The 25,991-nt window shown below is 46.5% G+C and carries 27 protein-coding genes; 3 read left to right on the top strand and 24 right to left on the bottom strand.

Translation table 11 applies throughout. The features are described 5' to 3' along the window. Positions 1-19: 19 nt before the first annotated feature. From DW931_RS13215 to dinB, 15 genes are all read right to left on the bottom strand, one after another. Positions 20-169: a Flp1 family type IVb pilin gene (locus tag DW931_RS13215; RefSeq protein ID WP_118482089.1), complete on the bottom strand. Its 150-nt coding sequence runs from the start codon at positions 167-169 to the stop codon at positions 20-22. A gap of 108 nt (positions 170-277) precedes the next feature. After that, entirely contained in the window at positions 278-646 is a 369-nt protein-coding gene (locus DW931_RS13210; RefSeq protein ID WP_008400326.1) for a DUF6262 family protein, read from the bottom strand. Continuing rightward, entirely contained in the window at positions 643-1,017 is a 375-nt protein-coding gene (locus DW931_RS13205; RefSeq protein ID WP_008400327.1) for a DUF6262 family protein, read from the bottom strand. The genes DW931_RS13210 and DW931_RS13205 overlap by 4 nt, the downstream gene beginning before the upstream one ends. A 15-nt stretch (positions 1,018-1,032) precedes the next feature. Then, complete coding sequence (locus DW931_RS13200; RefSeq protein ID WP_118482088.1) at positions 1,033-1,455, bottom strand: DUF6262 family protein; 423 nt, start codon at positions 1,453-1,455, stop codon at positions 1,033-1,035. Continuing rightward, positions 1,445-2,947 carry a site-specific integrase gene (locus DW931_RS13195; protein ID WP_008400330.1) on the bottom strand — a complete coding sequence of 501 codons (1,503 nt, stop codon included), beginning with the start codon at positions 2,945-2,947 and terminating at the stop codon, positions 1,445-1,447. The genes DW931_RS13200 and DW931_RS13195 overlap by 11 nt, the downstream gene beginning before the upstream one ends. Further along, positions 2,928-4,904, bottom strand: coding sequence for a site-specific integrase (locus DW931_RS13190; protein ID WP_008400331.1), 1,977 nt, complete (start codon positions 4,902-4,904; stop codon positions 2,928-2,930). The genes DW931_RS13195 and DW931_RS13190 overlap by 20 nt, the downstream gene beginning before the upstream one ends. A gap of 17 nt (positions 4,905-4,921) precedes the next feature. After that, a complete protein-coding gene (locus DW931_RS13185) occupies positions 4,922-6,040 on the bottom strand; it encodes a tyrosine-type recombinase/integrase (RefSeq protein WP_008400332.1) in 1,119 nt (372 codons plus the stop codon). A gap of 240 nt (positions 6,041-6,280) precedes the next feature. Continuing rightward, positions 6,281-6,676, bottom strand: a complete 396-nt coding sequence (locus DW931_RS13180) for a hypothetical protein (protein ID WP_008400335.1) — start codon at positions 6,674-6,676, stop codon at positions 6,281-6,283. A gap of 21 nt (positions 6,677-6,697) precedes the next feature. Further along, positions 6,698-7,045 carry a recombinase family protein gene (locus DW931_RS13175; RefSeq protein WP_044944624.1) on the bottom strand — a complete coding sequence of 116 codons (348 nt, stop codon included), beginning with the start codon at positions 7,043-7,045 and terminating at the stop codon, positions 6,698-6,700. A gap of 31 nt (positions 7,046-7,076) precedes the next feature. Continuing rightward, on the bottom strand, positions 7,077-7,430 hold the full coding sequence (locus DW931_RS13170) for a type II toxin-antitoxin system PemK/MazF family toxin (protein WP_038292372.1): 354 nt from the start codon (positions 7,428-7,430) through the stop codon (positions 7,077-7,079). Positions 7,431-7,482: 52 nt separating this feature from the next. Continuing rightward, positions 7,483-7,737 (bottom strand): hypothetical protein, encoded by a 255-nt coding sequence (locus DW931_RS13165; RefSeq protein WP_002593745.1) that lies wholly within the window; start codon positions 7,735-7,737, stop codon positions 7,483-7,485. Between the two features lie 635 nt (positions 7,738-8,372). After that, on the bottom strand, positions 8,373-8,816 hold the full coding sequence (locus DW931_RS13160) for a sigma-70 family RNA polymerase sigma factor (RefSeq protein WP_002593746.1): 444 nt from the start codon (positions 8,814-8,816) through the stop codon (positions 8,373-8,375). A gap of 319 nt (positions 8,817-9,135) precedes the next feature. Continuing rightward, the gene (locus tag DW931_RS13155) at positions 9,136-9,339 is read right to left on the bottom strand and encodes a hypothetical protein (RefSeq protein ID WP_002593747.1); all 204 of its coding nucleotides are present in this window, start codon (positions 9,337-9,339) and stop codon (positions 9,136-9,138) included. A gap of 15 nt (positions 9,340-9,354) precedes the next feature. Continuing rightward, entirely contained in the window at positions 9,355-9,897 is a 543-nt protein-coding gene (locus tag DW931_RS13150; protein ID WP_002593748.1) for a hypothetical protein, read from the bottom strand. Positions 9,898-9,911: 14 nt separating this feature from the next. Further along, on the bottom strand, positions 9,912-11,216 hold the full coding sequence (gene dinB / locus DW931_RS13145) for a DNA polymerase IV (RefSeq protein ID WP_243036955.1): 1,305 nt from the start codon (positions 11,214-11,216) through the stop codon (positions 9,912-9,914). A gap of 132 nt (positions 11,217-11,348) precedes the next feature. Here dinB and DW931_RS13140 point away from each other — a divergent pair, with 132 nt between their 5' ends. From DW931_RS13140 to DW931_RS13130, 3 genes are read left to right on the top strand one after another with little or no spacing between them, the layout of a single operon-like run. Beyond that, positions 11,349-11,786 carry a helix-turn-helix transcriptional regulator gene (locus DW931_RS13140; protein WP_002593750.1) on the top strand — a complete coding sequence of 146 codons (438 nt, stop codon included), beginning with the start codon at positions 11,349-11,351 and terminating at the stop codon, positions 11,784-11,786. A 38-nt stretch (positions 11,787-11,824) separates the two neighbouring features. After that, positions 11,825-12,346 (top strand): ImmA/IrrE family metallo-endopeptidase, encoded by a 522-nt coding sequence (locus tag DW931_RS13135; protein ID WP_002593751.1) that lies wholly within the window; start codon positions 11,825-11,827, stop codon positions 12,344-12,346. An 11-nt stretch (positions 12,347-12,357) separates the two neighbouring features. After that, positions 12,358-12,942 carry a hypothetical protein gene (locus tag DW931_RS13130; protein ID WP_002593752.1) on the top strand — a complete coding sequence of 195 codons (585 nt, stop codon included), beginning with the start codon at positions 12,358-12,360 and terminating at the stop codon, positions 12,940-12,942. Between the two features lie 243 nt (positions 12,943-13,185). Here the strand turns inward: DW931_RS13130 and DW931_RS13120 are convergent, their stop codons facing one another. The 9 genes from DW931_RS13120 to DW931_RS13075 all read right to left on the bottom strand — a co-directional run bounded on the left by DW931_RS13120 (position 13,186) and on the right by DW931_RS13075 (position 25,971). Next, a complete protein-coding gene (locus tag DW931_RS13120; RefSeq protein ID WP_002593753.1) occupies positions 13,186-14,064 on the bottom strand; it encodes a DUF4261 domain-containing protein in 879 nt (292 codons plus the stop codon). A gap of 183 nt (positions 14,065-14,247) precedes the next feature. After that, the gene (locus DW931_RS13115) at positions 14,248-15,123 is read right to left on the bottom strand and encodes a hypothetical protein (RefSeq protein WP_002593755.1); all 876 of its coding nucleotides are present in this window, start codon (positions 15,121-15,123) and stop codon (positions 14,248-14,250) included. A gap of 26 nt (positions 15,124-15,149) precedes the next feature. Next, complete coding sequence (locus DW931_RS13110) at positions 15,150-15,929, bottom strand: hypothetical protein (protein ID WP_002593756.1); 780 nt, start codon at positions 15,927-15,929, stop codon at positions 15,150-15,152. Between the two features lie 24 nt (positions 15,930-15,953). After that, positions 15,954-16,895 carry a DUF3885 domain-containing protein gene (locus tag DW931_RS13100; RefSeq protein ID WP_002593757.1) on the bottom strand — a complete coding sequence of 314 codons (942 nt, stop codon included), beginning with the start codon at positions 16,893-16,895 and terminating at the stop codon, positions 15,954-15,956. A 14-nt stretch (positions 16,896-16,909) separates the two neighbouring features. After that, the gene (locus tag DW931_RS13095) at positions 16,910-17,269 is read right to left on the bottom strand and encodes a hypothetical protein (protein WP_002593758.1); all 360 of its coding nucleotides are present in this window, start codon (positions 17,267-17,269) and stop codon (positions 16,910-16,912) included. A gap of 24 nt (positions 17,270-17,293) precedes the next feature. After that, a complete protein-coding gene (locus DW931_RS13090) occupies positions 17,294-17,797 on the bottom strand; it encodes a hypothetical protein (RefSeq protein WP_038292374.1) in 504 nt (167 codons plus the stop codon). Continuing rightward, positions 17,725-18,387: a DUF4304 domain-containing protein gene (locus tag DW931_RS13085; RefSeq protein WP_002593760.1), complete on the bottom strand. Its 663-nt coding sequence runs from the start codon at positions 18,385-18,387 to the stop codon at positions 17,725-17,727. The genes DW931_RS13090 and DW931_RS13085 overlap by 73 nt, the downstream gene beginning before the upstream one ends. A gap of 9 nt (positions 18,388-18,396) precedes the next feature. Then, complete coding sequence (locus tag DW931_RS13080; RefSeq protein ID WP_002593761.1) at positions 18,397-19,260, bottom strand: CbrC family protein; 864 nt, start codon at positions 19,258-19,260, stop codon at positions 18,397-18,399. A 15-nt stretch (positions 19,261-19,275) separates the two neighbouring features. Then, entirely contained in the window at positions 19,276-25,971 is a 6,696-nt protein-coding gene (locus DW931_RS13075) for a DUF2185 domain-containing protein (protein ID WP_118626993.1), read from the bottom strand. Positions 25,972-25,991 lie beyond the last annotated feature (20 nt).

Genomic DNA, 25,991 nt, shown 5'->3' with positions numbered 1-25,991 from the left:
ACGTGCCGTTCTGCCCGGATCAATATACCTCCTTCGACTTGCTGTTGATCTGTTTAAAGATATTTGTAAGAAGCGTATTAATCTGCTTTTTAAAGACAATGACCAGACCGATCAGCACCACCATAAAATCCAGTACCTGCCCCGGAATGCTTGAAAATAATTGTCTCATCTTTCACATCACTCCGATGTGTAAATTATTTTTCTTTTTAATTTAGTAAAAAAGCAGGCTCTTGGATATCCTCTTGTCCAAAAGTCTGCTCTCTTACTTTATGTAAAATTACCTATTTTCTTTCAACCTCTGATTTTCCTCTTCTAGTAATTCTATCTGCAGCTCTAGCTCTTTAATTCGTCTCTTGTATAAAATCATTTGTCTTTTCAGCTGCTTATTAACTTCCTCAGTCGCTCTATCAAAAATTGCCTTTTTAGGGTTATAACATTCTCCCTGCTTCAATTGTGCATCTTCTACCATTTGTTTGGCCTGCAAATTTCTATAAAAATAGCTCCTATCCACCCCTGCATATTTTGCCAATGCAGTAATTGATATCCGCTCCTTTCTTCGAAGCATCGCATCAATCTCTCTCTGAATAATTTCTAAATTCTCTTTTTCTTGCTGTTTCTTGAGCCCTACAATTTTATCATACTTCATTTAACATCACTCACACCTTCCTGTTGTCTTCGCAAAAAATCTAACTCTGATTCTAACTTTTGATTTTCTGCTTTCAATTTTATAATCTCGATTCTCATAGCTAACAATTTTTCCTTATACTCATCAAGGAGTTCCACTTCGTCTATGTTCATTTTATAGCTTTGATTTTGAATATCAACAGCTTTATGTACTTCTTCTTTGATTTTTGGATTTCTGTAAAAAAACGAGTTAGATAAGCCTGTTCTTTTGCATAATCCGGAAACTGTAATCCTTTCGCCCTCATTACGCATTCTTTGAATTTCATCCATTGCTAGTTTTACTTTTTGCCTGCTTTTTTCCTGGCTCATTTCGATGATTTTATTTGCCTTCATCCTTAATCACAACCTTTATAGTTTTTTTAACAATGCAATTTCCTTTCGATCCAACCGTTTCTTCAATGTGTCCACCTCTTTTTGAAGTATACTGCACTTTTGGAGAAGCTGCTCATTTTCAGCCTTTAACCTTTGATTCTCTGACTGGCAGCTGTTAAAATCCTTCTTCAATTCCTGAAAATTATAATCTGCAGCATTTCTTTCTTCAGATGGCTGCTGTACATCTATCCGCCGTGGCTGTTTAATAGCTTCCTCCAGTTTCTGACGGACTTGCACATTCTTATAAAAAAATCCTCTTGATAAACCTGTCCAACGAACCAATTCTGTTACAGAAATCGGCAGCCCTCTGGCACCCATATCATCGATTGCCCGAATCGCCTTTTTTATTTTCTGCTCACTCTCAGCTTTGTTAACGGCTATCATCTTATCATATTTCATATCCATCCCACTCCTTTACCACATCCATTAAAATCATATCGATTTTCTCTCTGACTGCCCTCGTTTCATCCGCCATTATCTTGTTCCCAATCTTTCGGTAATGATGTACACTTTGTAATGTTTTATGCCCCAAAAGCCTTGCGATCATCCAGTCGTCGATATGCATCTCTGTCAGCTTTTTCCCATAACAATGTCGGAATGTATGTGTTCCAAAATTCAGCAACTCTCCATTCTCATCCCGAATATCATTTTTCCTAATCATCTGCATGACTCGATGTTGAAGCATGCTATACTGAAATGGTCTCAATGGATCCTCTTTTTTTACAAAAATATATTTTGTCTTTCCATAATGTTCCTCGGTATAATCAATTGACTTTATAATAAGCTGTGCTATTTCATCACTAATTGCTTTTTCAAATGTAATTGATTTTACCTGCTCGATTCGTATAAAATATCGATTTTCTCTTATACTCAAACAGTCTGTTTTTAGTGTAAGCGTATCCGAAATTCGTGTTCCCAGCAGCTGATGAAGGATTAACGCCCTCGCTATTTGTTCATCCATCTGAAAAATGTTTTCATTCAGCTTCTTTATGGTCTCGTCCGAGTAAAACTTAAATAGATATCTTGGCGTGCTAGGAAAATCTGTACTTATAAATAGGTTTTTAATATCCTGCCTATCATAATGATTTCCCACATCTTCAATTACCCTTCGTAGACCATATAAATCAGAGCGATAATTTTTCCTCTCCTTTGCCTCTGTCTGAAGATAGATCAAATAGCTTTCCATAATATCCCGTGTCAAATCTAGTAATGATATAATCTTAGGATACCTTAATGCCAGATATCTACAAAATCTTTTAGTCGCTACCATCTCAGCCATAATACTTCCTATTGCCATATATTTCAAATGCATAAAAATTACTGTTTTAACTTCTTTTCGGATTGTTATTTGACTAATTCCTTTAAAATTTATAGTCTTTACATTCTTTATCGGGTTGCTGCGGAGAGGAAATTCAAACTTGTCCAATTCCCACACATCTCTCTCCTGTTCTAAGCACCCCCCATCTTTCTGAGAATACCTCAGAATCTTCTTCATATGCTTTATTATGCCAGGTGTTTCTGTTGCTACAATTTCATAAACGCTTCGATACTTCTTACTTGTAAGGGCATATCCCTTTTCCATCATCCAACTCTTTAGCTGCAAAATAATCTTATTCTCGTCTTCATATCTCAGGATTTTAATATTCTTTTCTATAAGAAAATTCCGGATATTATTAAAATATAATATTTCAGATGCCAAACTACTTGGAGCAAGTTTCTTTCCCCTTTCCCAGACAAAATCTTCTAGGAGCTTTCTTACTTCTTCTGACGGAAGTCCCTCCAAGTCGAAGTAACGGTCTTTCCGAACCCTCATTCTCTTTTTTTGTTCTTCAGTCGCATTCTTATAGCAGTCTAATTCATAGATATGTATCTTATTTTCCAGTTTTTTCACCCCGTTTCTTTGGAATAATTCCAGTTGCAAGAAGATTTTCTGCCTGATTGAAATATTCCTTATTCGCCTGTTCGATCCGTTTAGGCATGTAGTCTATATACTGCTTTGTCATATTTTCATTGTTATGCCCTAAATAATCCCGAATCGTCTGAATGGACACTCCTTCATCATAGAAACTACTTGCCAATGTATGCCTGTAATCATGCGTCTTGAATGTTTCGCCCGAAATATGTATTCCATACTTCTTACAATTTGCTTTGAAGCCCTTAACAAAGGTACCAGTCCTATATGCCCCGCCATCCTTTGATTTAAACAGGAAATCGGTAGGTTTAATATGATGCTTTTTTATATAAATTTTCATAATTTGATAAAGCACCAATGAAATTGGTATCATTTTCTCCGTTTTCATTTTAATTTGATAAACCTTAATCCATGCATCTTCCCCATCCCAATAATACGCACCTCCTTTTAATGTACATACCTCACTGATCCGTAGTCCTGTTGCCCATAAATTTAGGAAAATAAGTCTTTGTACTTCCGGAAAAAACTTTAGCTTTTGTAATATTTCCATATACTCATCTTCCTGAACACTTCGATCATGGTGATATGGAAAAACTTTCTGGATGTAATAATTCGGATCAAAAATTATTCTCTTGATATGTCCTTTAGCATTTAAGTACACAAAAAATCTGTGAATATCAAATATCTGTCTGTTTACTGTTTCTGCTTTAATTTCCTCTTCCTGCAGAAGTTTGAAATACTCTGCTATCTGTTCTTCCGTAATTTCACATATGGATTCCAATGTGTTAAAGTAAACTAGAAATTTTTTAATATAACACAATTGATTTCGTATATTTCCAAGTGCTAAATCACCGATACCTACTTGATATTTCATATACTCTTGCAGCAATTCTCTGTTTCTCTCATTCGTCACTTCGTAAAAACTGAGTCGCTGCACAGGATTGCTTGGATTTACACGCTCTGGTGCAAAATTAAATCTTTCCATATACCAGACATTTGCATGCCAGTGAATTTCTTTTCCACTCATAAATAGTATTTTGCGGCTGTTATCCACAATCTGCATACTATTCTTCACATTTGCAACTTTCCTGGCTACAATTGTTTCCAATTTCTTTATTTGCTCCAGTTCAAGCCGCTCGATATCATCAATTCCTTCCTCTACGCAAAACTCATACATCCACCTTAAAGGAAGTAGATAGCGCACTCTGCGATCCTTGCTGTCTTTTATATTTCTCAAGGCATAGCATAAAATCTGAAAAATTTGTTTTTTTAAAGTTTCTGGCACCTTTTGACTAAAATCCCATACCAGTTCGCTTTTATCTTGGATATAATCAAAATCTGATGCTATGTCCTGATCCGGTATATAGGGAAGAAAAATCACTTGCCCTTCATACTTGAGCCGCTCTTTATTTCTTCCAGAAAGGGTTTCCATTTCTTTTCGGATATCAAACTGTTTGATCCGATCCAATGTCTTCAAATATTCAAGACCTTTAGAGGAAGTTTTTGTCCTGCGCAACTCACTTTCATACAGTTCTCTGATTCTATAATCAATTTCCTTTACATGATGAATTCCCTGCCGTATCAAGAAATTCCTGACATTTCCTTTCAAGCGTTCTTGCACTGTATTGCACTGCTCAATTTCATCCAACAACTCTTTATACTCTTCTTGGATGAGAGTCTTCTTCAAGTTTCGCAGGAACCCAGTTCGCTCAAATACCTGTTTCTTTGTAAAATTCCCTGTTTCACGCAAAAAGATTTTATAATTACGGAAATCCTGTTCTTCTATAAGGAAAACATCATATATCCCTACACCTTTTAGGTAGGACTCTGCACACTCCCAGTATGTACTCGGTACATTTATATCTGTTATCAACTGGTTGTGAAGATAATCCGCTTTATCCTGTGATTCCGTATTCAATAATCTTAATGCAATCACATACTTCTCCTCCTTCCCTAAAGTAATTTGTCAATTTCATAAATGGACTGATGTTTTCTATAAAATTCATCACTGACATCCATCAACTCCTGATCCGATATATTTAAATATCTCATTGTTGTTTCTATATTTCGATGCCCAAGCGCTTGACTGATAAGTTCCAGCTTCCATCCAGCCTTCCGGCGAGCATTTGCAAAATAATGCCGCAGCATATGTGGTGTTACTTTAATCCCAGTCTTCTTCTGCAGCCGTTCCATCAATGCATAGACGCCTGAGTCCTGCATCGGTTTTCCTGCATAATCTCCCGAAATGTTAATAATCAAGTATTCCTGCTGGAAAATAAGGTCTTTATATTCCTCTATATAAAACTGCAGAATTTCAAAGGTGGCATCGCTGATTTTTGCCTTTCTGTATTCTGCATTCTTAGCCCTGGCTCCATTTTCATTATCTTCTCTAAAATTGACATACAGTAAGTGTCTTTCATAATCAATGTCTGTCGCATACCGGACTCCCAAAAGTTCCCCGATGCGAAATCCCGTTTCTGCTAATAATAAAAGCAGGATTTGATCGCGACAATTGGCACATGCCTTTAATAAAATCACGATCTTATCCTGCTCTATGGTCTTCCCTATATGTCCTTTTTCCTGTAGATATCCATGAAATGTATTCCGATATAATGTTCTTTTTACTCCCACTGAATTATGTACAATAATTCTCATATCAGAGAGGACTTTCAATTGCTTTGTAGATTCATCCTGCTGTCCAGAAAATCTATAAAATCGGAACACCTCTTTTAAATACGCATTACAGGTCTCATTATATGGTTTCTTTTTGTAACTATCTCCACTATGCAATCCTGCCTGTAACCATATCAAATAGTCTGTAAAGTGTTCCTGCTGCTTATTATATGGCATCTCCCATACATCATCTAACTGAATGCCAGTCTCATCTATATAATTCAGATAGTATGAAATGGCTCCTGCACTTCTTCTGATAGTGTTAGGTGACAATTTTGATCTTTTTTTATGCATTAGATACTTGGAGGGCAGTAATACTATATCCTGGCTCTCCTGTTCACGAATGAAATAATATTTTTCGTGATTATCTATCTGGGAATCCACAATATACCTTGCCATATTACTTTACTCCTTTCCTCTAACGCTATACACAGTATACCGTGTTACTCTTCTCATAGCTATCACACAATGTAACAATCTTTCCTTTTCAAACGAAGCATTATCAATAAACAACGTCAATCGATTTGATAACTCCCTGCTATTCCAAATGCAATACCTGCAGTTAACAAAAATCCAATAATTCCAACTGCCGCAACAATCAATATCCCAATCATGATCGTTCTACCTCCTCAACAATCTCTATAACATCTGACATTCTGCCATCGTAACCTCTTCATCTTCCATAGCAAAATATTCATCTGCCACATTGCGTTCCACCGCCAAAATCTCTCCAGCCTCCTTCTCTCCCAGCTGGATCGGCGCCAAATACTCAATAATTCTCCCACATAATTTCTGGTCCGGACAAACATCCAGCATCCCCATACAGGTATTCACAATCAGGCGATCCAACACATCGGTAATCACTATTTTTTTAGCATCATATCCTCTCGCACCGATAAAATTTGCCAAGTTCTCCGGGGTCAGTGCCAACATATATTCTTTTCTGGCTCCCCCACCATATGGATACTCATAGGCATATCCCATCGTTTCTGTGTCCATGATCCGTTCTACCATATTCTTTTCTTCTGCTCTCATAAAATCTTCTCTCCTATTTTTTCAACTGCCAAACTCAATTTTCCCTTCCAATGGCGAATATGCATCGACATCATAGCTTTCCTGAAGGATCTGAAATCTTGCGAGCTGCATGGATGATCTGGACAGCCTGCCACGGTTTACAATCAAAAGAACATCTACCTGTTCTCTCTGAACCGCTTCTATAAAATGACGAAATCCATTTCGATTCCAAAGCGGAGTTGTCCCCACATCACTGGAACTTCCAACCAGTTCAAATCCCATCTGCTCTCCATAATCAATCAGCTGTTTAAACTGACTTTTTAATGCACCATTTCTATCTTCCGGTGCATCAATCGCACAATAGATCCACGCACGTTTTCCCTGACCCATTCCTGCCTCCTGCTCCTTTTCCAAACACCCTTTATGTTCTTCTCTGTACTGTTACACCAAAACTCACGAGAATTGCCTCATCTACTTTACGCATCATGGCTCCACTCAGACTTCCTACATACCCTCTTAATCTTATCCGGTCAATCGTCCTTACCTGCTCCAATAAAATAACAGAATCATTATGGAGTCCTCTTACATGATTTCCCAATTCGATATGTGTAGGTATCCAGTGCTTATTAGGCCGACTTGTAATTGCTGCCACAATGACGGTTGGACTGTAACAATTACCAACATCATTCTGAATAATCAAAACCGGCCGGATTCCCCCCTGTTCAGAGCCTATTACCGGCATCAGGTCTGCATAATATATATCTCCTTTTTTTATCGTAACACTTCCCCTCCTTCCATCTACTTTGGACTACGAATGTTCCTACTCTTTATGAAAAGTCTCTATCTCTATGTAATTCTGCCGTCATATGGCAAATGCCCTTTTTCCAGCTTACGCTGATGACCTCGCCTGCCAAAAGTTCATCAGCTCGGATTCCCTTTCCCAGCTCCTTCTTGGCTGCTTCTTTCTGCCCTTCCAAAAGTATGGATTTTACCTGGTCAGAATTCAGAAATAAATATCCTTTCGATGTCATAAAATGAAAATTGCTGTCAGAATATAATTCCATAAATTCTTTGACACGCATATACATCTTCCTCCTTATCATTTTGTGATTTAGAACACAAGGATAGCGGCAGCCTTATCCAGCTGATCTATCTTTCCTTTTCCGCTGGATAAATATAAAGCTGCCGCCATAGTTTCTGTTAAAAATCACTTGTTCTTCATTTTCAAAAGTTCCTATTCGACACAACTTCCCGGAACCAGATATCGGAAATACTGATATTCCTGTTACAACCGATATCTTTGGGCGGCAACACTGACCAGCCATGGCTTAAGGCTGTCATGGGATTGTTCCCCTCCGAGGGTCTCTCCGAGCCGCCCTCATTGCGTGTTCCCGTTTTGCGGGGCTGTGACTGGACGGAAGTATCATTATAGGCTGTTCAGGTCATTGCAGGCAGTCTGCCAAAACTGCTTTAAGGACAAATTTTTTTCGCTCTGCACCTTTGATGTCATCTTATTGACAGACACTCTGACTATCTGCAGGTGGTCGTGGCGGATTTTCCTTTGTGCTTTTCCTTTTGGGCTGAACAACTAAGGTATCTGTATTGCCGGATATGACTGTTTCACACAGTTTTTGCCAAAGAACAGAAAGAGAAATCAGTCCCCTTCACTTCTTTCCACGCTGGCAGAGAAGTTTGAGAACCAAAAACAGAAAAATAATTAAAATAATTTTCTCAGTTTCTCTAAAATCTTCTGTCTCCGTTTGTTTATCGCCTTCTGTGACAATCCAAGTACCGAAGCTACCTCCCGTTCCGTCCGTTCCTCAAAATAGAGTTCCTGAATCAACCACTGTTCTTCTTTCGAGAGTTCTAAAAGGAATTTATGTAACTGTTCACACTCTATTTTTTTCAGAATCTGATCCTCAACACTTCTGTTTTCTTCTGGAAATTGCACAGCCATTTCCTGCAGGCGTTCATAGGAATCCTCTCTGCTAGGAATGGTCATTTTCTCTCCTGTTTTAGGATCTACGATATTTCTTGCTCTTTTTAAGTCATATTCCTGATACTGCATTTTTCTTTCACTTGTTCTCAATACAGCGATTACTTCCTCGCTGGCTTCCGGATACATTTTTCTAAAATCCGGTATCTTATACGGTTTTGCCATGTTCCTGTCCTCCTTAGTTTTCGTTGGGTGGTGAAAACGAAGGACAAGTGGCGGACTACGACATAGGTTTCTGGCAATCCTCAAGCAAAAGCTTTTCTCCATACGCTGCTCCTTAGAAAAAAAGAAGCCAACGGGAAGATCCCGCTGGCTCTTAACAAATTTGAAATTGGATGCAGCGCACAAAACACTATAAAAAAAGACCCCATACATTTCTGTATGAGATCTTCTCGCTCAGCACACTGACCATCCAGTGTACTGACTATAACATGAGAGAAGTCGGACTTTCAGTAGGACTATTGTCGGACTTTAGTCGGACTATTTAATTAATATGAAGCGTTCTCGGTTTGCTTCCGTCACTTTCAATCAGATGTTCTTCCTTCAATTGCCGAAGATAACCATGCACAGTTGATGGGGAACGATACCCTAAACCTTTTCCGATATCCCGCACAGTAGGCGGATATCCATACCTTTTTATGTATTGCTCAACAAAATACAAAACTTCCATTTTCTTTTTGTTGCTCATAAAACCACCTCTCCTCTATTCATAAAGTAACGGTTCTTCCAAAGCCTGTTTGATTTGAGGAAGAGCACTCCCCCAAAGGGATAGACCGAATATTTTAATTGCTTCCTTTTTTCTATCATAATATGTGCTTCTTTCCATCCGAAGCGTTTCCAGTAATTCAGGTTCTGTATATCGGAACCGGCTTAAATAACACTTAAACACAATGTCAAAATAAAGCTGTGGTGAATATGGAAAATCACGCATTTTAACCATGGCCGAGTCTACCAGTTCCACAAGCCACTTGGTCTGGAACAGGCTTTTTACTGTTTCTTCAAACTTTTCCCTCTCTACAGTAGGAGCAAAATCATTCAGATATAGAAGCCCCTCCTCCAGTTCTCTGCCATAACAATATTCTGCTTCTTCACGAAGCATTGCAGCACGGTCACAGGCCGTCCAGCATACATTTCGATAAATAGATAATAACAATTTTGACCTTTCATATAAATTTTGTTCATCCAGATGCTGCATCACACACAGCATCTGAATACTGTTTTTTGCCAATGAGTTTTTCCGTCCCATAAGCCCCTCCTATCTTACCGGTTCATAACTCCCGGCATAATCAAACCATGATCTCGGTATTCCGGCATCTTCAGATCCTTCATCAAGGCCGCTGGATAGATAGCCCTTTTTCCAAATCGCCGCCGAATTTCCTCAATCGCCAGAAATAATTTTTCTTCTTTCTCAAGCCGGATTGGATCCGAAAACAAACAGATTTGCTCCGGTTCTTTTGCTGATACCAAGTTGATTGCACGAACAGTTACCGAACGCACAGGTTCCTTCCAATCATAATTTCTCTGAAATAGTTCCCTCGCCAGTTTAGCAATTTCCAAAGGCACTATCGTCGGAAGGGAAAGTTGACCTTGATACTGCCTTATAAATAGTTCCTGACTGCGAATCGCTATCTGAACCCCCTGTGCTTTCAATCCATGAATCCTTAATCGATGTCCTATGTCCTGGCATAATTCCAGAATAACCTTCCAGACCTCCTCTTCTGTTTTAAGATCTGCTGTACAAGTAATTCCATGCCCCACACTTTTCATCGGAGACACAAAGTCCTTCTCCATTACCGGACTATCATCCAGACCATTTGCATATGACCACAGCATCAGCCCATTTTTACCAAGAAGCTGGTTCACATAATCATGATCCATTTCTGCCAGATCTCCTATCGTATAAATTCCAACTTGCTCCAGCTTCTTTGTAGTTGAGCGGCCACAGAATAATAATTCCGATACCCGAAGCGGCCAAACCTTTTGTTTCCATTCTGATTCTTCAATGCTAGTTATGGCATCCGGCTTCTTCATATCACTTCCCAGTTTTGCAAATATTTTATTGAATGAAATTCCTATACTAACAGTCAATCCCAGTTCATTCTTCATCCTGCAGCGAATCTGGTCTGCAATTTCTTTTCCAGAACCATAAAGAACCTGACTTGCTGTCACATCTAGAAAGCACTCGTCCATTCCGTAAGGCTCTACCAGGTCTGTATATTCCTGATAAATCTCTCTTGCCATATTGGAATATTTTAAATACTGTTCATACTGGGGTGGAACCAAAATCAAATCCGGACAAAGTCGTTTTGCCTCCCAGTTAACCATCCCTGTTTTTATTCCTGCTTGTTTCGCTTTCTCTGATTTTGCAAGAACAATTCCATGACGGTTTTCTGTGGACCCGCACACTGCTACTGCTTTTCCCTGTAGCTCTGGGTTCAGCATCATTTCTACAGAAGCATAAAAACAGTTCATATCGCTATGAAGGATTGTCCGATTCATATTCTGTACCCTCTTCCAATTTTTTCTAGCAAGTATTAGCACACTTATTCTTGACAGTTTGCACACTTACCATTATAATTTGCATATAGTCACTGATACTTGCTAACTCTTGCTAATTCAAATATTAGCAACTACATGCACACTTGTCAATAGCACAGTTAGCAAGTTTACGCACACTAAAACGAATGGAGGTCTGACATGAAATCTTTTGGTGCTAAAGTTAAAGAACAACGCGGAAATCTTGGATTAAGTCAGAAACAATTAGCAGAAAAAGCCGGAATGGGTATCCGGACAATTACTTCTTATGAATTAGGCGAAAGAAAACCATACCAGGCACAGCTTTATAAACTGGCAAAGGCACTGGAGGTATCAACCGAGTATCTGCAGAACGATAACATAGAGGATCCATCTTACGGCTTAGACCGCATGGAATATGTAGAAGATATGAGAAAAAATAGCGGAACCAGGGAGGCGTTGGATCTACAGAAAATGCTGGCTGAGAACACAGCTCTTTTTGCAGGAGGCACTCTAAGCGAAGAAGCAAAAGATGCTTATTTTCAGGCAGTTGCCGAAGCATACTATGACTGTAAAAAAGCAGCCAGAAAAACCTTTGGCAAAAAGAAAAATCCACAATAATCTTCTCCCGTAATATAGTCCGAAAGGAGGGAGCTGTTTTGACTATTCAATCCATATCTGAAGAAGTCAGACGGATCCAGAAAAAATATGGTGAATCGGATCCATTCCGTCTGGCACAGGCAATGAAAATTATCGTGGTATTAAAACCGATGGGAAGATATAAAGGGTGCTGCAAAGGATTTTATGTTCAGCACCGCAGAATCAAACATATCACAATCAACAGCGATTTACCGGAAGTGATTCAACGGGTCATACTAGCTCATGAAATTGCTCACTCCGTGCTTCATACAAACATAACAGCTGCGTTTCATGAATTTACACTATTTGACGATACAGATCGGCAGGAATATGAAGCAAATCTCTTTGCTGCCGAACTGCTGTTATCCGATGACTGCGTATTAAATGCATTAAACGAAGACCAGTTTTTCTTTCAGGCAGCCAAAGCTCTTTATGTACCAGCAGAATTACTGGACTTTAAATTTCGTGTCATGAAACGTAAAGGTTATAAACTGGAGTCTCCCATCGTATCACATGGGAATTTTCTGAAAACAATTGAATAGGAGGACTACTGATGAACGAAGATACTATCCGCGATATATACTATGTAGAACATAAATGGAACCCCCATTTTTTCTATCTTTCCCCAAAATCATTTTGCCAGGATCTTGAAAAAAATGGCTCCGATCTATACCTTGACTTGTTCCATGCCATGTATCAGGAAGAGTCTGATTATATTTGTCCATATACGGAAAACGATTTTTCCCTTAGAAAAGAACTTTGCAACAATGGGACAACTATCATCTATCAGCTTATTACTCCATCTCCTGTCCTCTCCCCTCTTACCCGGTGTGCCTATTTCTGCTGTCAATTAGATAAGCAGCAATATTTTTACTATACCTCTGAGCTAACACATACCGGTGATTATCTGCTATGCGGATGGACAAAGGATGAAGCACATCTCATTTTCCATTCAGATGCATCTACACTTGAGGAAGAACTGGAAGAAGTTAAAAAACTTTTTAAGGAGGTAGAACTATATGAGCGGTGTTCAGACAGACTGCAAGGTTTATGTAAACGTAAGAGCAGCCTTCCTTCCAGACGGAAAAATGCTTCCAGAAGAACTTACCTGGGAAGACGGAACGCCTTATACAATTGACCGCATTTTGAATGTGAAACCCTCTGTCGCAAGGAAAGCTGGAGGTCAGGGCGACTGTTATACAATTTTGGTAAACGGAAAGCAAAGCCATCTCTTTTTTGAACGCAGTACAAATTTAACGGGAGCTTATATAGGCCGGTGGTTTGTAGAACGAAAATCTTAACCAAAACCCTTATATAAAAAAGATAGCTGTCATTTTACGATATAATGTCAACTATCTTTTTTATATGGCATCATTTTATATTAACGCATTCCAGATGCACACTCTCCCATATTAATGTCCAGCACCCCTCTGAGCGGCTGGATCAGAGCGTCCTCATACTGGCACTTCCACTGAATCTCCCGGCACATCTGGCCATCCGCCACGCCGTCTATGGTTTCCCCATCCTGAATGGGGTTATCATGCTCCAATATGTACGATGCCACATTGTAGGCGTGGTTTACCACCCAGTTGGGGTCCATGTCGTGGAAGTGGTACTGGAGGTCGGGCAGGAACAGGGTGCTCATGCCCACCGTGTCGATGAGCATATCTTCGGTGCCCTCAATGTTAAAGAAGCGGACATTGACGCCAAAGCGGATGAACCGATCCGAACCTTCAATCTGGTGAGAACGCACATCCTCCGCCAGAAACAGTTTGCCGCAGTTCTGGAAATAGAATGCCTCACAGGTGGGGTATAGCTCCGCCAGAGCCTCCAAAAAGTCGGCATCCAGATTGGCACGCTCCAGCGCCGGAAGCGCCGCAGACAGCATATCGGTGGCTACCACCTGATATTTGCACTCCCGGAAGATCCGCTCCCGGTCCTCCTGGCAGTCCCACATCTGGCTCATCAGGAAGGCATCAAAGCCTTTGCCCTTGAACTTGTCGCATTTCATCACCATCAGCTGCACCGGGCATTTTCCGTCCTTGAACTCTGCAATATGCTCCTGTGCGGCAAAGCCAGCCATTTTCTTATCATAACAGAAGCACTCTGTTGATCCGATGTGCTTCTCCATTACAGCAGTCATTTTTTCTTTATCCGGCATTTCTACCGGCTCTTTGAACAGCATCTGAATGAGATAGGGGCCACCGGGCTGGGGGCCTTTTTTGTCGTTCAGATTTTGCCGGAAAACTTGATTGCTCATTTAGTTTCCTCCTTATAGCAGTAGATTATGTGGCAATGGACAATCACTACTTTGTGTGTGGAGTTACTCCAAAGGCTAAAAAAAGAACCACACAAAACAGAATCAGTCCGATGAAGTTGCGTTCTATCAGCAGTTTTATAGCCATGAGAAGCAGCAGACTACAAACCAGAATAATAATACCGTTCATTTTCTTTCTTCCTCTCTGTTAGCGAACAGCTTCCACCGGAACTCCAGTTCTTTCTGGACAAATTCTTTCGGCAGACCCCGGGGATTGGCGATGAGATACCATACCCGAAAGGTGCGTTTCTTCGGATCTGTTTCCTGCTGGTAGAGCTGATAGCCCGCCTCATCCTCCTGCGTCCACTGTCCTGTCTGCCGCTTGGCCTGCACAAAGGGTTCCACCACCTGGTCCAGTTCCTCTCTGGTGCGGCTTGAGGCCCAGGCATGATCCACATCCTTGGCATGGGACTGGTAGAACAGCAACTTTCCGGTATGGGTCTTCGCCTTGCACTCCGGCGTTCCGCGCAATTCTGCCTGACGGCGGTACTCCTCCATCTGCTCCGCCGTTCCGTACCGTTTCACCATCTGCTCCCGCACATAGATGAACCATCTGTAGTCCTCCGCCTCGGTGAAGGGGGCGCAGACCGACTGTAATGCCTCCACGGGGTCTGCCTCGAAGCGGTCGATGAAGTCAAGGTAGTGGGCTTTGATCAGGGGCAGAAAGGTGTCCAGCAGCCCGGTGTTCAGCCGCAGGTCCTCTGTCAGCATCCGAAAGAATGAACCGCCTGTTGTGGGTTCAATTCTGAAAGAGTAGAGGTAGTCATCTCCCTGCTTTATGATACAGCTGAAACCCACCTCCACATTTCCATGGCCGATTTCGTAGTCTATGTAGTTGTAGCGGCTCCGGTCAAACCAGATCTGATAGGTCAGCCCGTTTTTCGTTTTCTTTTTGAAGTCGCCTTTTTTCAGACGCTTCCAGCCCTTTTCCTCCAGGCCCAGGCCGTTCCATAGGTAGTCCAGAAGTTCCTGGAATATATCTGCCGGGCGTTTTTGTTCCACGGACTTCACCTCCTGATGAATCCTCTTTAATAATCAAGCAGGATGGGCACCTGCTGTTCCTCGGCAAACCGCATGGCCCGCCAGAACATGGAGAAGGCAAACTTGGCAAGGGATTGGGTGTCATACTGGGTGTGTTCCGGGATGTCCGCCTTGCTGTACTGTCCATCCGGGCCCAGGGTCCCGTCTACCGGGTATCCCTCCGTGTCTGCCCAACCAAGGATGGTATCCTCATCTGCCTGCCATGCCAGCTGGTTCAGCTTTTCCAGTTCCTTCCGCAGTCCGCCCAGGGTGGCGATCATCGCCTGATCATCGGTGGGCAGAGGCGCCTGAAAGAAGAAGGCATCCGCCAGAGGCAGCCACCAAGTTGCGCCCCGAAGCAGGGACCACACCCGCTCCTCGTCCGATGCAAGACGGGCGACCAGAGGATGCTCCCCGAAGATCCAGTCCTTCTCCACGGTGGAAGGCACCGGTTCCTCGTATGTACGACAGGCGGCCACCAGCAGCATAGCGCCGAAGGCATCCCAATCCGGCTTGTCGGTGTAATAAGGTTTCTCATTATCTTCAAGCCAGGGAGCGTAGGGGGGCTGGCCCGGCTGAGAAATGGCGCTCAAGATCTGATCCCGCCAGTTCTCCACCGCCGCCTGAACCTCAGCCGGGGACATTTCTTCCTCGTTATCAGCAGGTTCCCCATCCGGGGTGATGCAGTTGAAGGAGTATCCGTTTTCCTCCGCCCACTGCTGGACAACGGTTTTCCAGTTGTGAGAATAGTACCGGGTCAATGTTCCGGCGTAGATGTCAAGTCCCATAGTATTGCCTCCGTTTCTGTTCGGTCAAAACCGTTCCAGGGTACAGTCGTGCCCGGAATGGTCTGTATCCAAAATGATTTCCACAATGGTGTCCATAGTCACTTTTCCGAGATTACGGACGCTTTTTTCATAGGCCAACCACTGGATGTGGATGGGCTGTCCATACTCATGCCGTCCAAAACCGCCCCGGAGAATATCGTTGAAAGCGTTCAGGTTCCGACCGTTCTTCCGGTCCAAACCAAAGGTAAACACCCGCTCCACCTCGTCATAAAAACCAGCCATGTTAGAAAAGCGGCGACCGTCGATGGTGAACTTCTGCCGCTGTGGTTGCTCCGCTGTAAACACCCGGTCAATCTGCTCCAGATTATACTCCAAGATCCAGCCATGAAACTGATGGTAAAGCGGCAAAAGCAGTTCTCTGGAACTGCCCAGCACATCCAGCCCCCGGTCATCGTACAGGTGGTAGAGGAACGGTCCAGGCCCTGTCAGATAGACGCTGGACACAAAGCCGGCCCAGCCTCCGATATCTCCCAGAATGATCTCCTGCAAAAGTTGCTCCGGCTGAAAGGTAATCCCGCTGAGATCCCAGTAAAACTGCACTTGTGCATGGGTATCCCCATCTTCGTCCAGCTCTATGACCGGAAGTTGCTCATTGGGAACCGGGAGTCCCATTCGCTGCCGGATAACGGTCAGCAGGGACTCGGCAGGTTCTTCATCGGGATATCCGTCGATCCGCAGAAGGTCCGGCACCTCCGGAAGTGCCCGATAGATCGCGGCGGCCCGGTCCAGCGCCCCCTGAACATAGGCGGGGTTGGTTCTCAGCTTCGCCGCACTCCTGTCCAGATAGATTGGTTCCTCCCCGCCGATCTCAAACCGAATGCCTACCGGCGCATGGTAGAACAGAGGGTGTTCCAGTTCAGCCATGCCCAGCTTATGTAAAATATCTTCAAACCGCTTTGCCAGCATAGTATCCCTCCGCCTTATAACATTTCATACAGCAGGGCAACGTCGCCCCGCACCAGTTCCAGATGGGAGCGCAGCGTTTCAAGCCCGCTTTGCACCGCCTCGGTGGGCAGGTCCCAGTCAGGGGCAATTTCAGCGGCCAGCTCCGGGAGGTCCCACTCCCGCAGAGCTGCCAGCATATTATACGCCAGATCTCGCTCCAGCAGAGCGCAGTCCAGGGTGTCCTCCGTCTGGGGAGCAGGAAAACGGACATCCAGATCCAGCTCGCTCTCACACCAGTCCCAGATGGCCATATAGACCACGCCGGAGCAGTCTCCGTTGGACAGTTCCTGCCGCTGGCCGTCTTTGAGAAGATAAAAGGATGCAATCTGTGACATGGTGATTCCTCCTGCAAGTTAATCTTACGCGTCTCCTCTTTGCTCCAGCAAAGCAAAAACTTCATTCATATCCATTTCGAACATGACACTGTTTGCCTGCACCGGTGCAAAGTAGTAGGCAACTTTTTCTGCGCCAAATTCCTGCTCTATCTGCTCCCATTCTGAAGTGGGATAAATACAGAAAGCGAGGGTATCGCTACCGAGCGAGCCCATATACCAGCGGAGCTGATACTGCGGCGACAGATACTCCTGAATACTTCTCAGTGTAGTGTCACGGTCGGTACAATCATCTGCGTAGGGGATCGGTGCGCTGACACCATTCTTTTTCATAAAAATATCAACACCGCGTTCTTTTTCTGTTTCCACACATTCAAACTGAATTTTATCTTCATCAGGCAGTTTTTTATTGAAGTATTCGATGATAGATTCATCAAAATCTCTCCAGTCCACCCAGATCAGAGCATCGCTTTCCCAAAATTCGTCCTGATGTTCCTCAGGTTCCGATAAAAACTTTCTGATTTCTTCCATACCGCTTTCCTCCGTTTTGTTTTCTTACTGTAATTTATTATATCTTTTTCAGATACTCCCGGGAAGCATTCGATGAACTCCCGATTCCGCTTAGGGACATCGAACCCCCTCCGATAGGGGAAGAACCCCTCTCGTTCCACATCGTCCAGCAGCTTCGGCAAGTCGGAAAACCGGGCGAAGAACGGCAGGGCATAGTCCCGGATCTGCCCGGAAATCTCCTGGATGGAGCGTTCCCGCTCCAGCAGAGTAGATACCTCATAGCGGGGGAAGTCATCATACCGGTGGGTCAGCCGGGCGATGGAGGTACCAACGATACCATCATAGGTTTCCTCCGTCCCTTCCTGCTCACTGCGCCACTGGGCAATCACCGGGGAACTCACATCGAAGAAGGCAGTAAAAGTGGTGGAGCCAAAGCAGATAGAGGGGGAAAAGTAAAAGGAGAACACAAAGATGCCGTCTTTTTTGTAGATGTCATTTTTGCTCTTACGGTATTTGTAGCCCAGCGGGATCAAAGGCTCCGCGATCCGCTCACAGGTATAGACGAAGATCTCGCGGGGCTTGGTTCCCTTGGGAAAATCCTTCTTCTCCATGTTGCCACCTCAATCAAAATCCATCCAGACCAGGTGCTTTCCGCAGTGGAGGCACTGGAACAGATAGCATTGCAGGTGCCCGCCATTGACGGATTCCCGGATCATATCTTTCTGCTCCTCGTCCCACATGGGATCGTCCAGCACCTCCTCCAGCACACCCAGTGCCCGCAGTTCTCTGGCACCCACATAGCCCAAAAAGGCACAGTAGTCGCCGCAGTGAGCACGCCAATATTCCTGCTGCCAGCCGGAGTAGCCGGGGGTGCGGTGGATCAATTCGTCCAGCTTCTCCGGATCGTCTACACCATCATCCAGAGAGAAATCATCTTGAAAACTACCGTCATATTTCCGGACCGCTTCGCCGCTGGCGATGCACTCTGGGCACAGATATGCAATATCCTCCACTGAAAAGAACGGATTTGTATAGAAAACATGGGTCGTCTTGCCACAGCAGTCGCAGACAACGCCATCCGCGGACTCCTCAAAAGCGCCGGTTTCCAAAGGGTAGGGGTGATACCGGAAGGCGGGCAGACCCAGCTGGGCCCGCCGCTCCTTCTCATTCTGCTTTTCCTCTGGTGTTTGGGGCTTGGGGATGGCGTAGTGATTGCCCCAATTTTCCGCATAGTCCTTCAAGACTCCCAACCGCTTGAGGGTCTTCTTGTCGGAACGATTTCCAATTTGGCAGAGCAGTTCGTAGGCATCCTTCTTGAAGTCCAGCAGATCATACACATCCACCAGCACTTCCTTGGCCTGCTTGTCTTCCGACAGCTCCAGTTTCTCCTTGAAGGTATAGAGAGCACGGACACTGTCTGGATCTCCTTCTGTCTCCCGAAACTGCTTTTGGAGTTCAATATATTGCTTCAGGTATTCGTTCATGGTCACAATCTCCCATCAATCCCACCAGAAGTACCAGACGGTGGACTGCCGCAGCACATCCGCCAGATTGCCCACAGTGGGGTCATCCTGCTCCTGATCCACGATGTCCGGGCAGAAGCCGTACTGCTCTGTGGCAACTTCCATAGCCTGCTCCTGGGAAACAGGGGCCGGGAGCAGGAACTCCAACTCATCGTGGCTCATAGCGGCGGGGATGGCACCATGCTGCTCAAACCAGTATTTTGCCACCGCCATCAGTTCCGGCGTATCGGGACACTCGTTCCAGTTCCCAAAGGGCAGGTAGGCGAAGATCTCCCAGGGGTTCTTGACCGGAATTTTGGCCAGAATGAGCGGATAGGTCATGTGGCTATCCGAATCCCAATAGCAGGAGAAGCGGTCATTGTCATAGCCGCCCTCCATCTCGCCCAGGACTTCCTCCTCCCAGTCCATGTCATCGTCCTCGGCTTCTTCCTTACGCTGGCCGGTCAATTCCTCCAAAACCGCCTTTCCGTCCTTGACGGGAGCGGCCAGCATCTTCTTCCGGTACTCCATTACCGTTTTGAGGTCAAATTCATAGAAGTCCGCATCATGCTCCGGATCGGCGTTCATTACCAGACACTCCAACAGCGTTTCATCATCCGCCTGGATAAGCACGGGAACAAAGCCCTCCCGTACCCCCAGCCGCTGGGCGTAGCTGTATGCCGACCTGATGGGGTCATCATCCTTCATGGAGGGGAAATAGGTACACTCGCAGTCCAGATACTCCATGATGGCCTGGGCCACCTCGGAAGGCTCCAGCGTGTCCCCGTCGAAGTCCTGTCCCTGCCAGTTTTCAAAACGTTCCCCGATCACCTCTGCCATAACCTGATAGTAGTCCTCGTCAAAGGGGATGAACAGGTAGGCTTCGTCCTGGAACTCAGCGGAGTGATACCGCTCCGGGCCGAAGAAGCGGAGGGCGTTGTCGTCAACATCGGCAGGATAGTAGGGGCTGTCGCCCTCTCCGTAGTAATAGCCTGCAAAGGCACGGCCTTGCTGATTGAATAGCACAGAGAACAGACAGCCGTCCAGCTCATCCCGGATAAACTCCCGCAGATCCACACTGGCAGGGTCAGCTTTGACCTGTTTGGCCACTTCGCTGTATTCTTTCAGGAAGTCCTCACCCATCAGGTCGTGCTCCATGCACCAGCGCAGGTAGATGGCCATGTGGTTATAAGCATTGATGGGGTCAATAGGCAGTTCCTTCTCCTCAATGCTCTCAAGGTGATAGGAAGCGTCGTCCATCTCACCGTCAAAATCATCATTGGAAAGGGTGCCACGGGTGATAGCATTCTGGCGAGTGGGGTTTACGACAAAACTGATCCCCCTCATCTTGTTCAGCAGAGCGTCTACATCATGTTCCAGTTTATAGTCCAACTCGTCCTCATAAAGCGGAATGACCTGATAGAAGTTGACCTCCTCGCCGCCCGGCAGAGTGCAGACCTCGCTGCCATCCTCCGTATCCTGGAGACCGATCAGGGTAGCAGTACACAGTTTGGTGTTGTCTGCAAATGGTTCCCGGTTCTCCACCGTATGACCATGCCCCAACCAGCTGTCACAGTTGATGGGCAGACGGGCCAAGGATTTCAGCAGGCGGATGGGCCAGTACCACTTTTCGTCTTTCATGGACTCCTGATCCAACTTCCAGTCCGCAGGCAGCGCGATAGCCAGCTCCGCCCGCTCCAGCTTGTATTCCGCCAGTTCCACCGGCACATTCATCCGGTGGGCACCCATACCCATGGTGACCAGGGTGTAATAGTCCCGCTCCTCAGTGGGCGGCACCATGCAGATGTCCACATGGATGTCGGGAGAAACCAGCTCGTGGAACACATTCTCGACCTTGCCGAAATACTGCTCAATGTGCCCCTCGACGGCCTCCATCTCCTCCTCGGTGTAGACTTCGGGATTACTGAATTCTTCCTCATCCTGCGTGTCATCATTGTCTGAGTGGTCGCAGCTGTCATCCTCCGGATCTCCCTTTATAGGCTCGTAACTGATTTTCAGGGTCATCTGCTCCTCCGGCAGAGAGACGCCGGGGCTGCGGGTGATGGTGTGCTTATCGTCCGCGGAAAAGCCGATAGTCTCGCCGTCTTGTAGCGTCACATCACACGCCAGCACATAGGAGGCAAGGCTTGCCAAAAAGTCCCGCAGTTCCTCCGGCTCGGCGTCGGTGTTCAGCACCTCCATCTCCTCCTTGCCAAATACATCCATGCCGTAGGTGTAGCCGTTCAAGCCATCCTCGCTCCGGTACAGGCCGAACCAGACCCAGTTGAAGATGGGCAGCTCGTCCTCTTTGAGCATATCGGCAAAGCCCTCGTAGAACCGGGGCTCAAACACCACGCCGCTGGTGTAGACGCCGGTGGCATAGCTCTGGCGGCAGCAAGCGGCCATCAGCTTGGTGAAGAGCTTGCCCTTCTCCAGAACCTTTTCCTCTTTGCCCAGCACCGCCACCATGATATGGGCACAGTGCTCCCTGGCGATTTTCACCGCATCCGGCCACATATAGTTGTTTTCCGCATTTACCTCGGCCTCACCACCGGGGATAGGGGAGGAGGCCAGGCTGACGGCGGCCAGCATATCGCCTACTTCAAACACCAGGGCGTCATCGTCCTTTTCCTCGCTGGCGTCGTATTCATCCACGGTGATGTCCCATTTTTCCTTCATGTCCCGGATGAACTGCTCTTTATCCCATTCTGCCTTGGACAGGAGGACAAAGCCGGTGAAGACGCCTGTGTGGCTGTTTTCCTCCCCGTCAGCGTCATCTTCCTCGTCGAGATCGTCTGTATCTTCTTCATCCGGATCATACAGGGATTCATGCTCCAGTCCCCGGATAAATTCCTCAAAGCTGTCTGCCAGATGGGAAATTTTATAGTTATTTTCCTGATCCACATGGACCACCGCAGGCTCTCCCTGGGGACCGCAAGCCCGGTAGTCCAGGAAAACCATATCGTGTCCGGCGCTGGGACAGTCGCAGATGGCCACGCCGATGGCGGGATACTCCCACTCATCGATCATAAACTGGCTGCCCAGCTCTCCGCAGAGGGAGCAGCTCTTTTCTCGCCCGATGCCGAAAATTCCGGTGATGGCCACATGGTCCTCTGCCCAACAGGTAGGCTCATCGCAGGGATAGCAGGTATTCACCGGAATGCCGCCGTTGTGCTGCTTCATCAGCCAGATGTAGGCGGCGGGCAGCTTGTAGCCCAGTTCCTCCTCCACGCTGGCAATCAGCTCATCGGAAGGCGGCTCACTGACATATTCTTTCAGTGCATACCAATTATCATCCCAGAAGTTGGTGAGGTCGAAGCCCTCAAAAGGGGTATTACCAGGCACGAATTTGGCCTTCTTCCGGCCGCGCTGGCGTTTCCGGATCTCCGCCTTACACTCCCGAATCACCGCCGGAGCGTCCTCGTCTTCCGGGTCCAGTTCTGCCCAACGCTGGGCGTAGGGAATGGCCTTTGCCTCCTGGCCATAGAGATACTGATAGCCGTAGGCCATCCGCATATTCCACTCCGCCTTGTCCTGGCCTTCCTCCCGGACGGACTCCAACACCTCAATGGCCCTCAGGAGGGCTTTGTCTCCCTTGGATTTCAAAGTACCTTCGTCATGGTCCCCGATGATGGCGTAGTTCTCCAGTGCACGGGCCAGGGCGTAGGCGGTGCGGTAGTTCCTCCAGTCCTCCGGGATGGCATTCAGTGCCTGGATACAGCGGGTGTACTCGTCCTCGTCGTTCCACTGCTCCAGCTGAGCGAAGAATGCTTCGGCGTTCTGTTGGGTATAAGGAATATAGTCCATGCCCGTAAGCGTTTCATCCAACTCGTCATCCTGATTCTCAGTTTCTGGCCCATCATCTTGTTGCTTTAGGGGTACAGAACCGGCTTCACGGCGGAAGGTGTGGAAGATGGCCCATGGGATGTCCGTGCCTTCAAAGAACTCTTTCGCCATGTTCAGCGCCTCTTGGATGTCCCAGGCGATGAAGTCCACATAGCCGCAGTAGCGGCCGGTGGCCCCGCCGGTGAGAGTGAGCACTTCCGATCCTTCATCAGTGGCAAACACTTCTTCCAGCTTGTCTCGGAAGTCGAAGATCTTCTGACTGCCTTCCTCCTCCCGCAGGGTATCCAGGGGATAGCAGAAGAAGCCCGCCACCGTGCCATCGGCATGGAGATCGTCCATAAAATCATTGTCGGCATTCAGATAGCCGTTGATGAGCGGCACACAGCAAGTGGAGCCCACCATGGTATCCAACCGCCAATCGGCGTCGGGATCTTCATTGGGTTCCATTTTGTAGCCAAGGTAGCTCTCCAGATAGGCTTCCGGGTCGGTGGAGAGTTCCAGCCCCCGCTCCTTCAGAGCGTCGGGAAGCTGAGACAGGAGGAAGGACGGCTCTGTCTTGGGTTCCTCCAGCACATCAAAGCTATCTATGTATCTCATGTGGGGGATCTCGCCCAGCACCTGGTCGGTGAGGGTGGTGAGCATCCACCAGGCCCTACTTTCCTCCTCCCGGAGCATAGGCAGCAGCTTTTCACAGTAGGCGGAGATGGAAAAGCTGTTTTCGCCCTGCTTCTCCAGCCAGATCTGCACATCCTCCCCGGAGATATCCCAGCCATCGTCGGTGCGCAGTCCGATGTTTCGGATGGGCTGACGGCCCACAAGGATGTTCCAGTGCTCCAGCACCTCCTTGGGGGCATGCTTCTGGAAGTAGATCAGCTCAAACAGTTTGACCTTATCACCCTCCGGGGTGAGGATCAGCTCGTACTTCTCGCCGTTAAATCCCATTTCAAAGGAGATTTCATCAAAGACCAGATTCAGGGTTTCCTGCATTTGGGCCACGAGTTCGGCACCGCGGGTGTGATCTTTGTCCTCATCCATCATCTGGCGCAATTCTGCTTCCATTTCCGCAAAGGTTTCCCACCAGTCCTCTGTCCGCTCCCGGAAGCACTCCGAGAACTGCGGCAGGGAAATGCCCTTCTGGCACCAGTCAATCAGTTCCTCAATGTCCTGTTGGGTGTTGAGCTTAGGATCATCACCGGGATGCAGTTCCAGAGCTTTTTCAAAATACCGAAGAGCCCGGCCTTCCTGATCCAGATAATAATAGGCATATCCCATGCGGAAATTCCAGGAATAAGTGTCTCCAAATTTCTCCTCTTGGGACTGCATCAGTTCCAGTGCCCGGTGAAGCAGCTTTCTTCCCTCCGGCTCGCTGGGGTTCGCCAGATTGTTGTAGGCCCGGGCCAGTTCCATATCGATTTCCGGGGTACGCTCTTCGGCAGGAATAGCCTCCAGCGCGTTAATGATCTTCTGGTGTTCGTCGTTTTCATGCCACTTCTGGCACTGCTTCAAAATATCCATATCAGGCTCCTCCTCATCCTGTTCCGGTTTCCAGCCTTGAATCTGCTGAAACACACCACTCTCGTCCCGCTCAAAAGCGCAGGGGGCGGGCGTATGCAACAGCGAAATGATGTCGGGATCGTCGTTGCAGATCGTATTCAGCTTGTAAATCCCGGCATTGTTGGGATCATCCATGTACGCCTCGCTCTCGTCACCAGCGGTAAAGCGCCAGCCGCTGTCCCAGCCGCCGTCCGGCTCCTCCCTGTAGCAGTAGCCCACCTTGCGGCCCTCTACTGTGATGCGGTTGGTGGCGATACAGCCATCGGCGCCCTCCCAGTCGGGCAGCAGATGTTTCACATCTTCCGCCTTTACATGGTAGTTCCGATTACGGCCGGAGGCTTCGTACAGCTCTTTCCGCAGCATCTCCACCTGATAAGCCATATCTGTGATCTCATCCTCGCCCATCATCTCGCTGATGTCGTATTCCAGCGGGGCATGGACAAAGTCCGCCAGGGCCTTATTCATGGCGTCGTGCTCCTCCGGCGTAACCGTGATGCGGATACGGCGGGCGGGGGTGTTGTACTCGTCCAGATCCTGAAGGTTTACACTGCCACTGACGCTGCACTCCAGCAGGATGGCGGCCAGGTCGGTGACCACATCAATGGCGAAGTGGAAGTCCATCTCCACGCCATCGGAATGTGTAAACTCCAGGTACTCCACGGTTTGGCGAAAGTCCCAGTTCTGCTTGTCCAGACCGATCTTGGCGAAAATCTCGCTGAGGGGGATCTCCTCCTTTTTCTGATCCTCTAAAAATGCCACAAGGTTCAGACTGTCATCGGAACCTCCGATAAAGTTGCCCCAGTATTTTTTGATATACATTTTCCGCACCTCCTGTTCTGAATCCAGTCGATCAATGAGCTGATTCAAGTGTTCCAACCACTCAGGAGCGATCTCACCGCTATCCTCGTTCTTCCAAAGATCCACAATCTCACGGATGCCGTCCTCGTCCGGCACCTCGTTTTTGATGTCGGTGAGCTGCCGCAGCAGGAAGGCAATGGCTTCTTTGGATGCTGTGAAACCGGTGATTTTATCCCATATAGCTTCTTCATGATCGTAGTCCAGCTTGCTGTTATCCTTCCATTGGAAATACAGCTCAGCCAGAGCCATAGCGGTGTTATCATAGAGAAAGTCGATGTCGGAGAGATCTTCTCCCAACATACCTTCCTCTTTCATCAGTTCGATCATCTCACCCAGATCCATTACCGGATGCTCCGGTACATATTCATTTTTGAGGATGTTCAGTACATCCAGCCCTTCGTCACGCTCTAATGCTTTTATACCCCATGCTCCCATGTCGGCACCTCTCTTTCTTT

The sequence above is a fragment of the Clostridium sp. AM43-3BH genome (genome assembly GCF_003479985.1).
GTDB lineage: Bacteria > Bacillota > Clostridia > Lachnospirales > Lachnospiraceae > Otoolea > Otoolea fessa.
The sequence above is the reverse complement of the archived record's forward strand: the minus strand, read 5'-3'. Positions and strand labels throughout refer to the sequence as shown.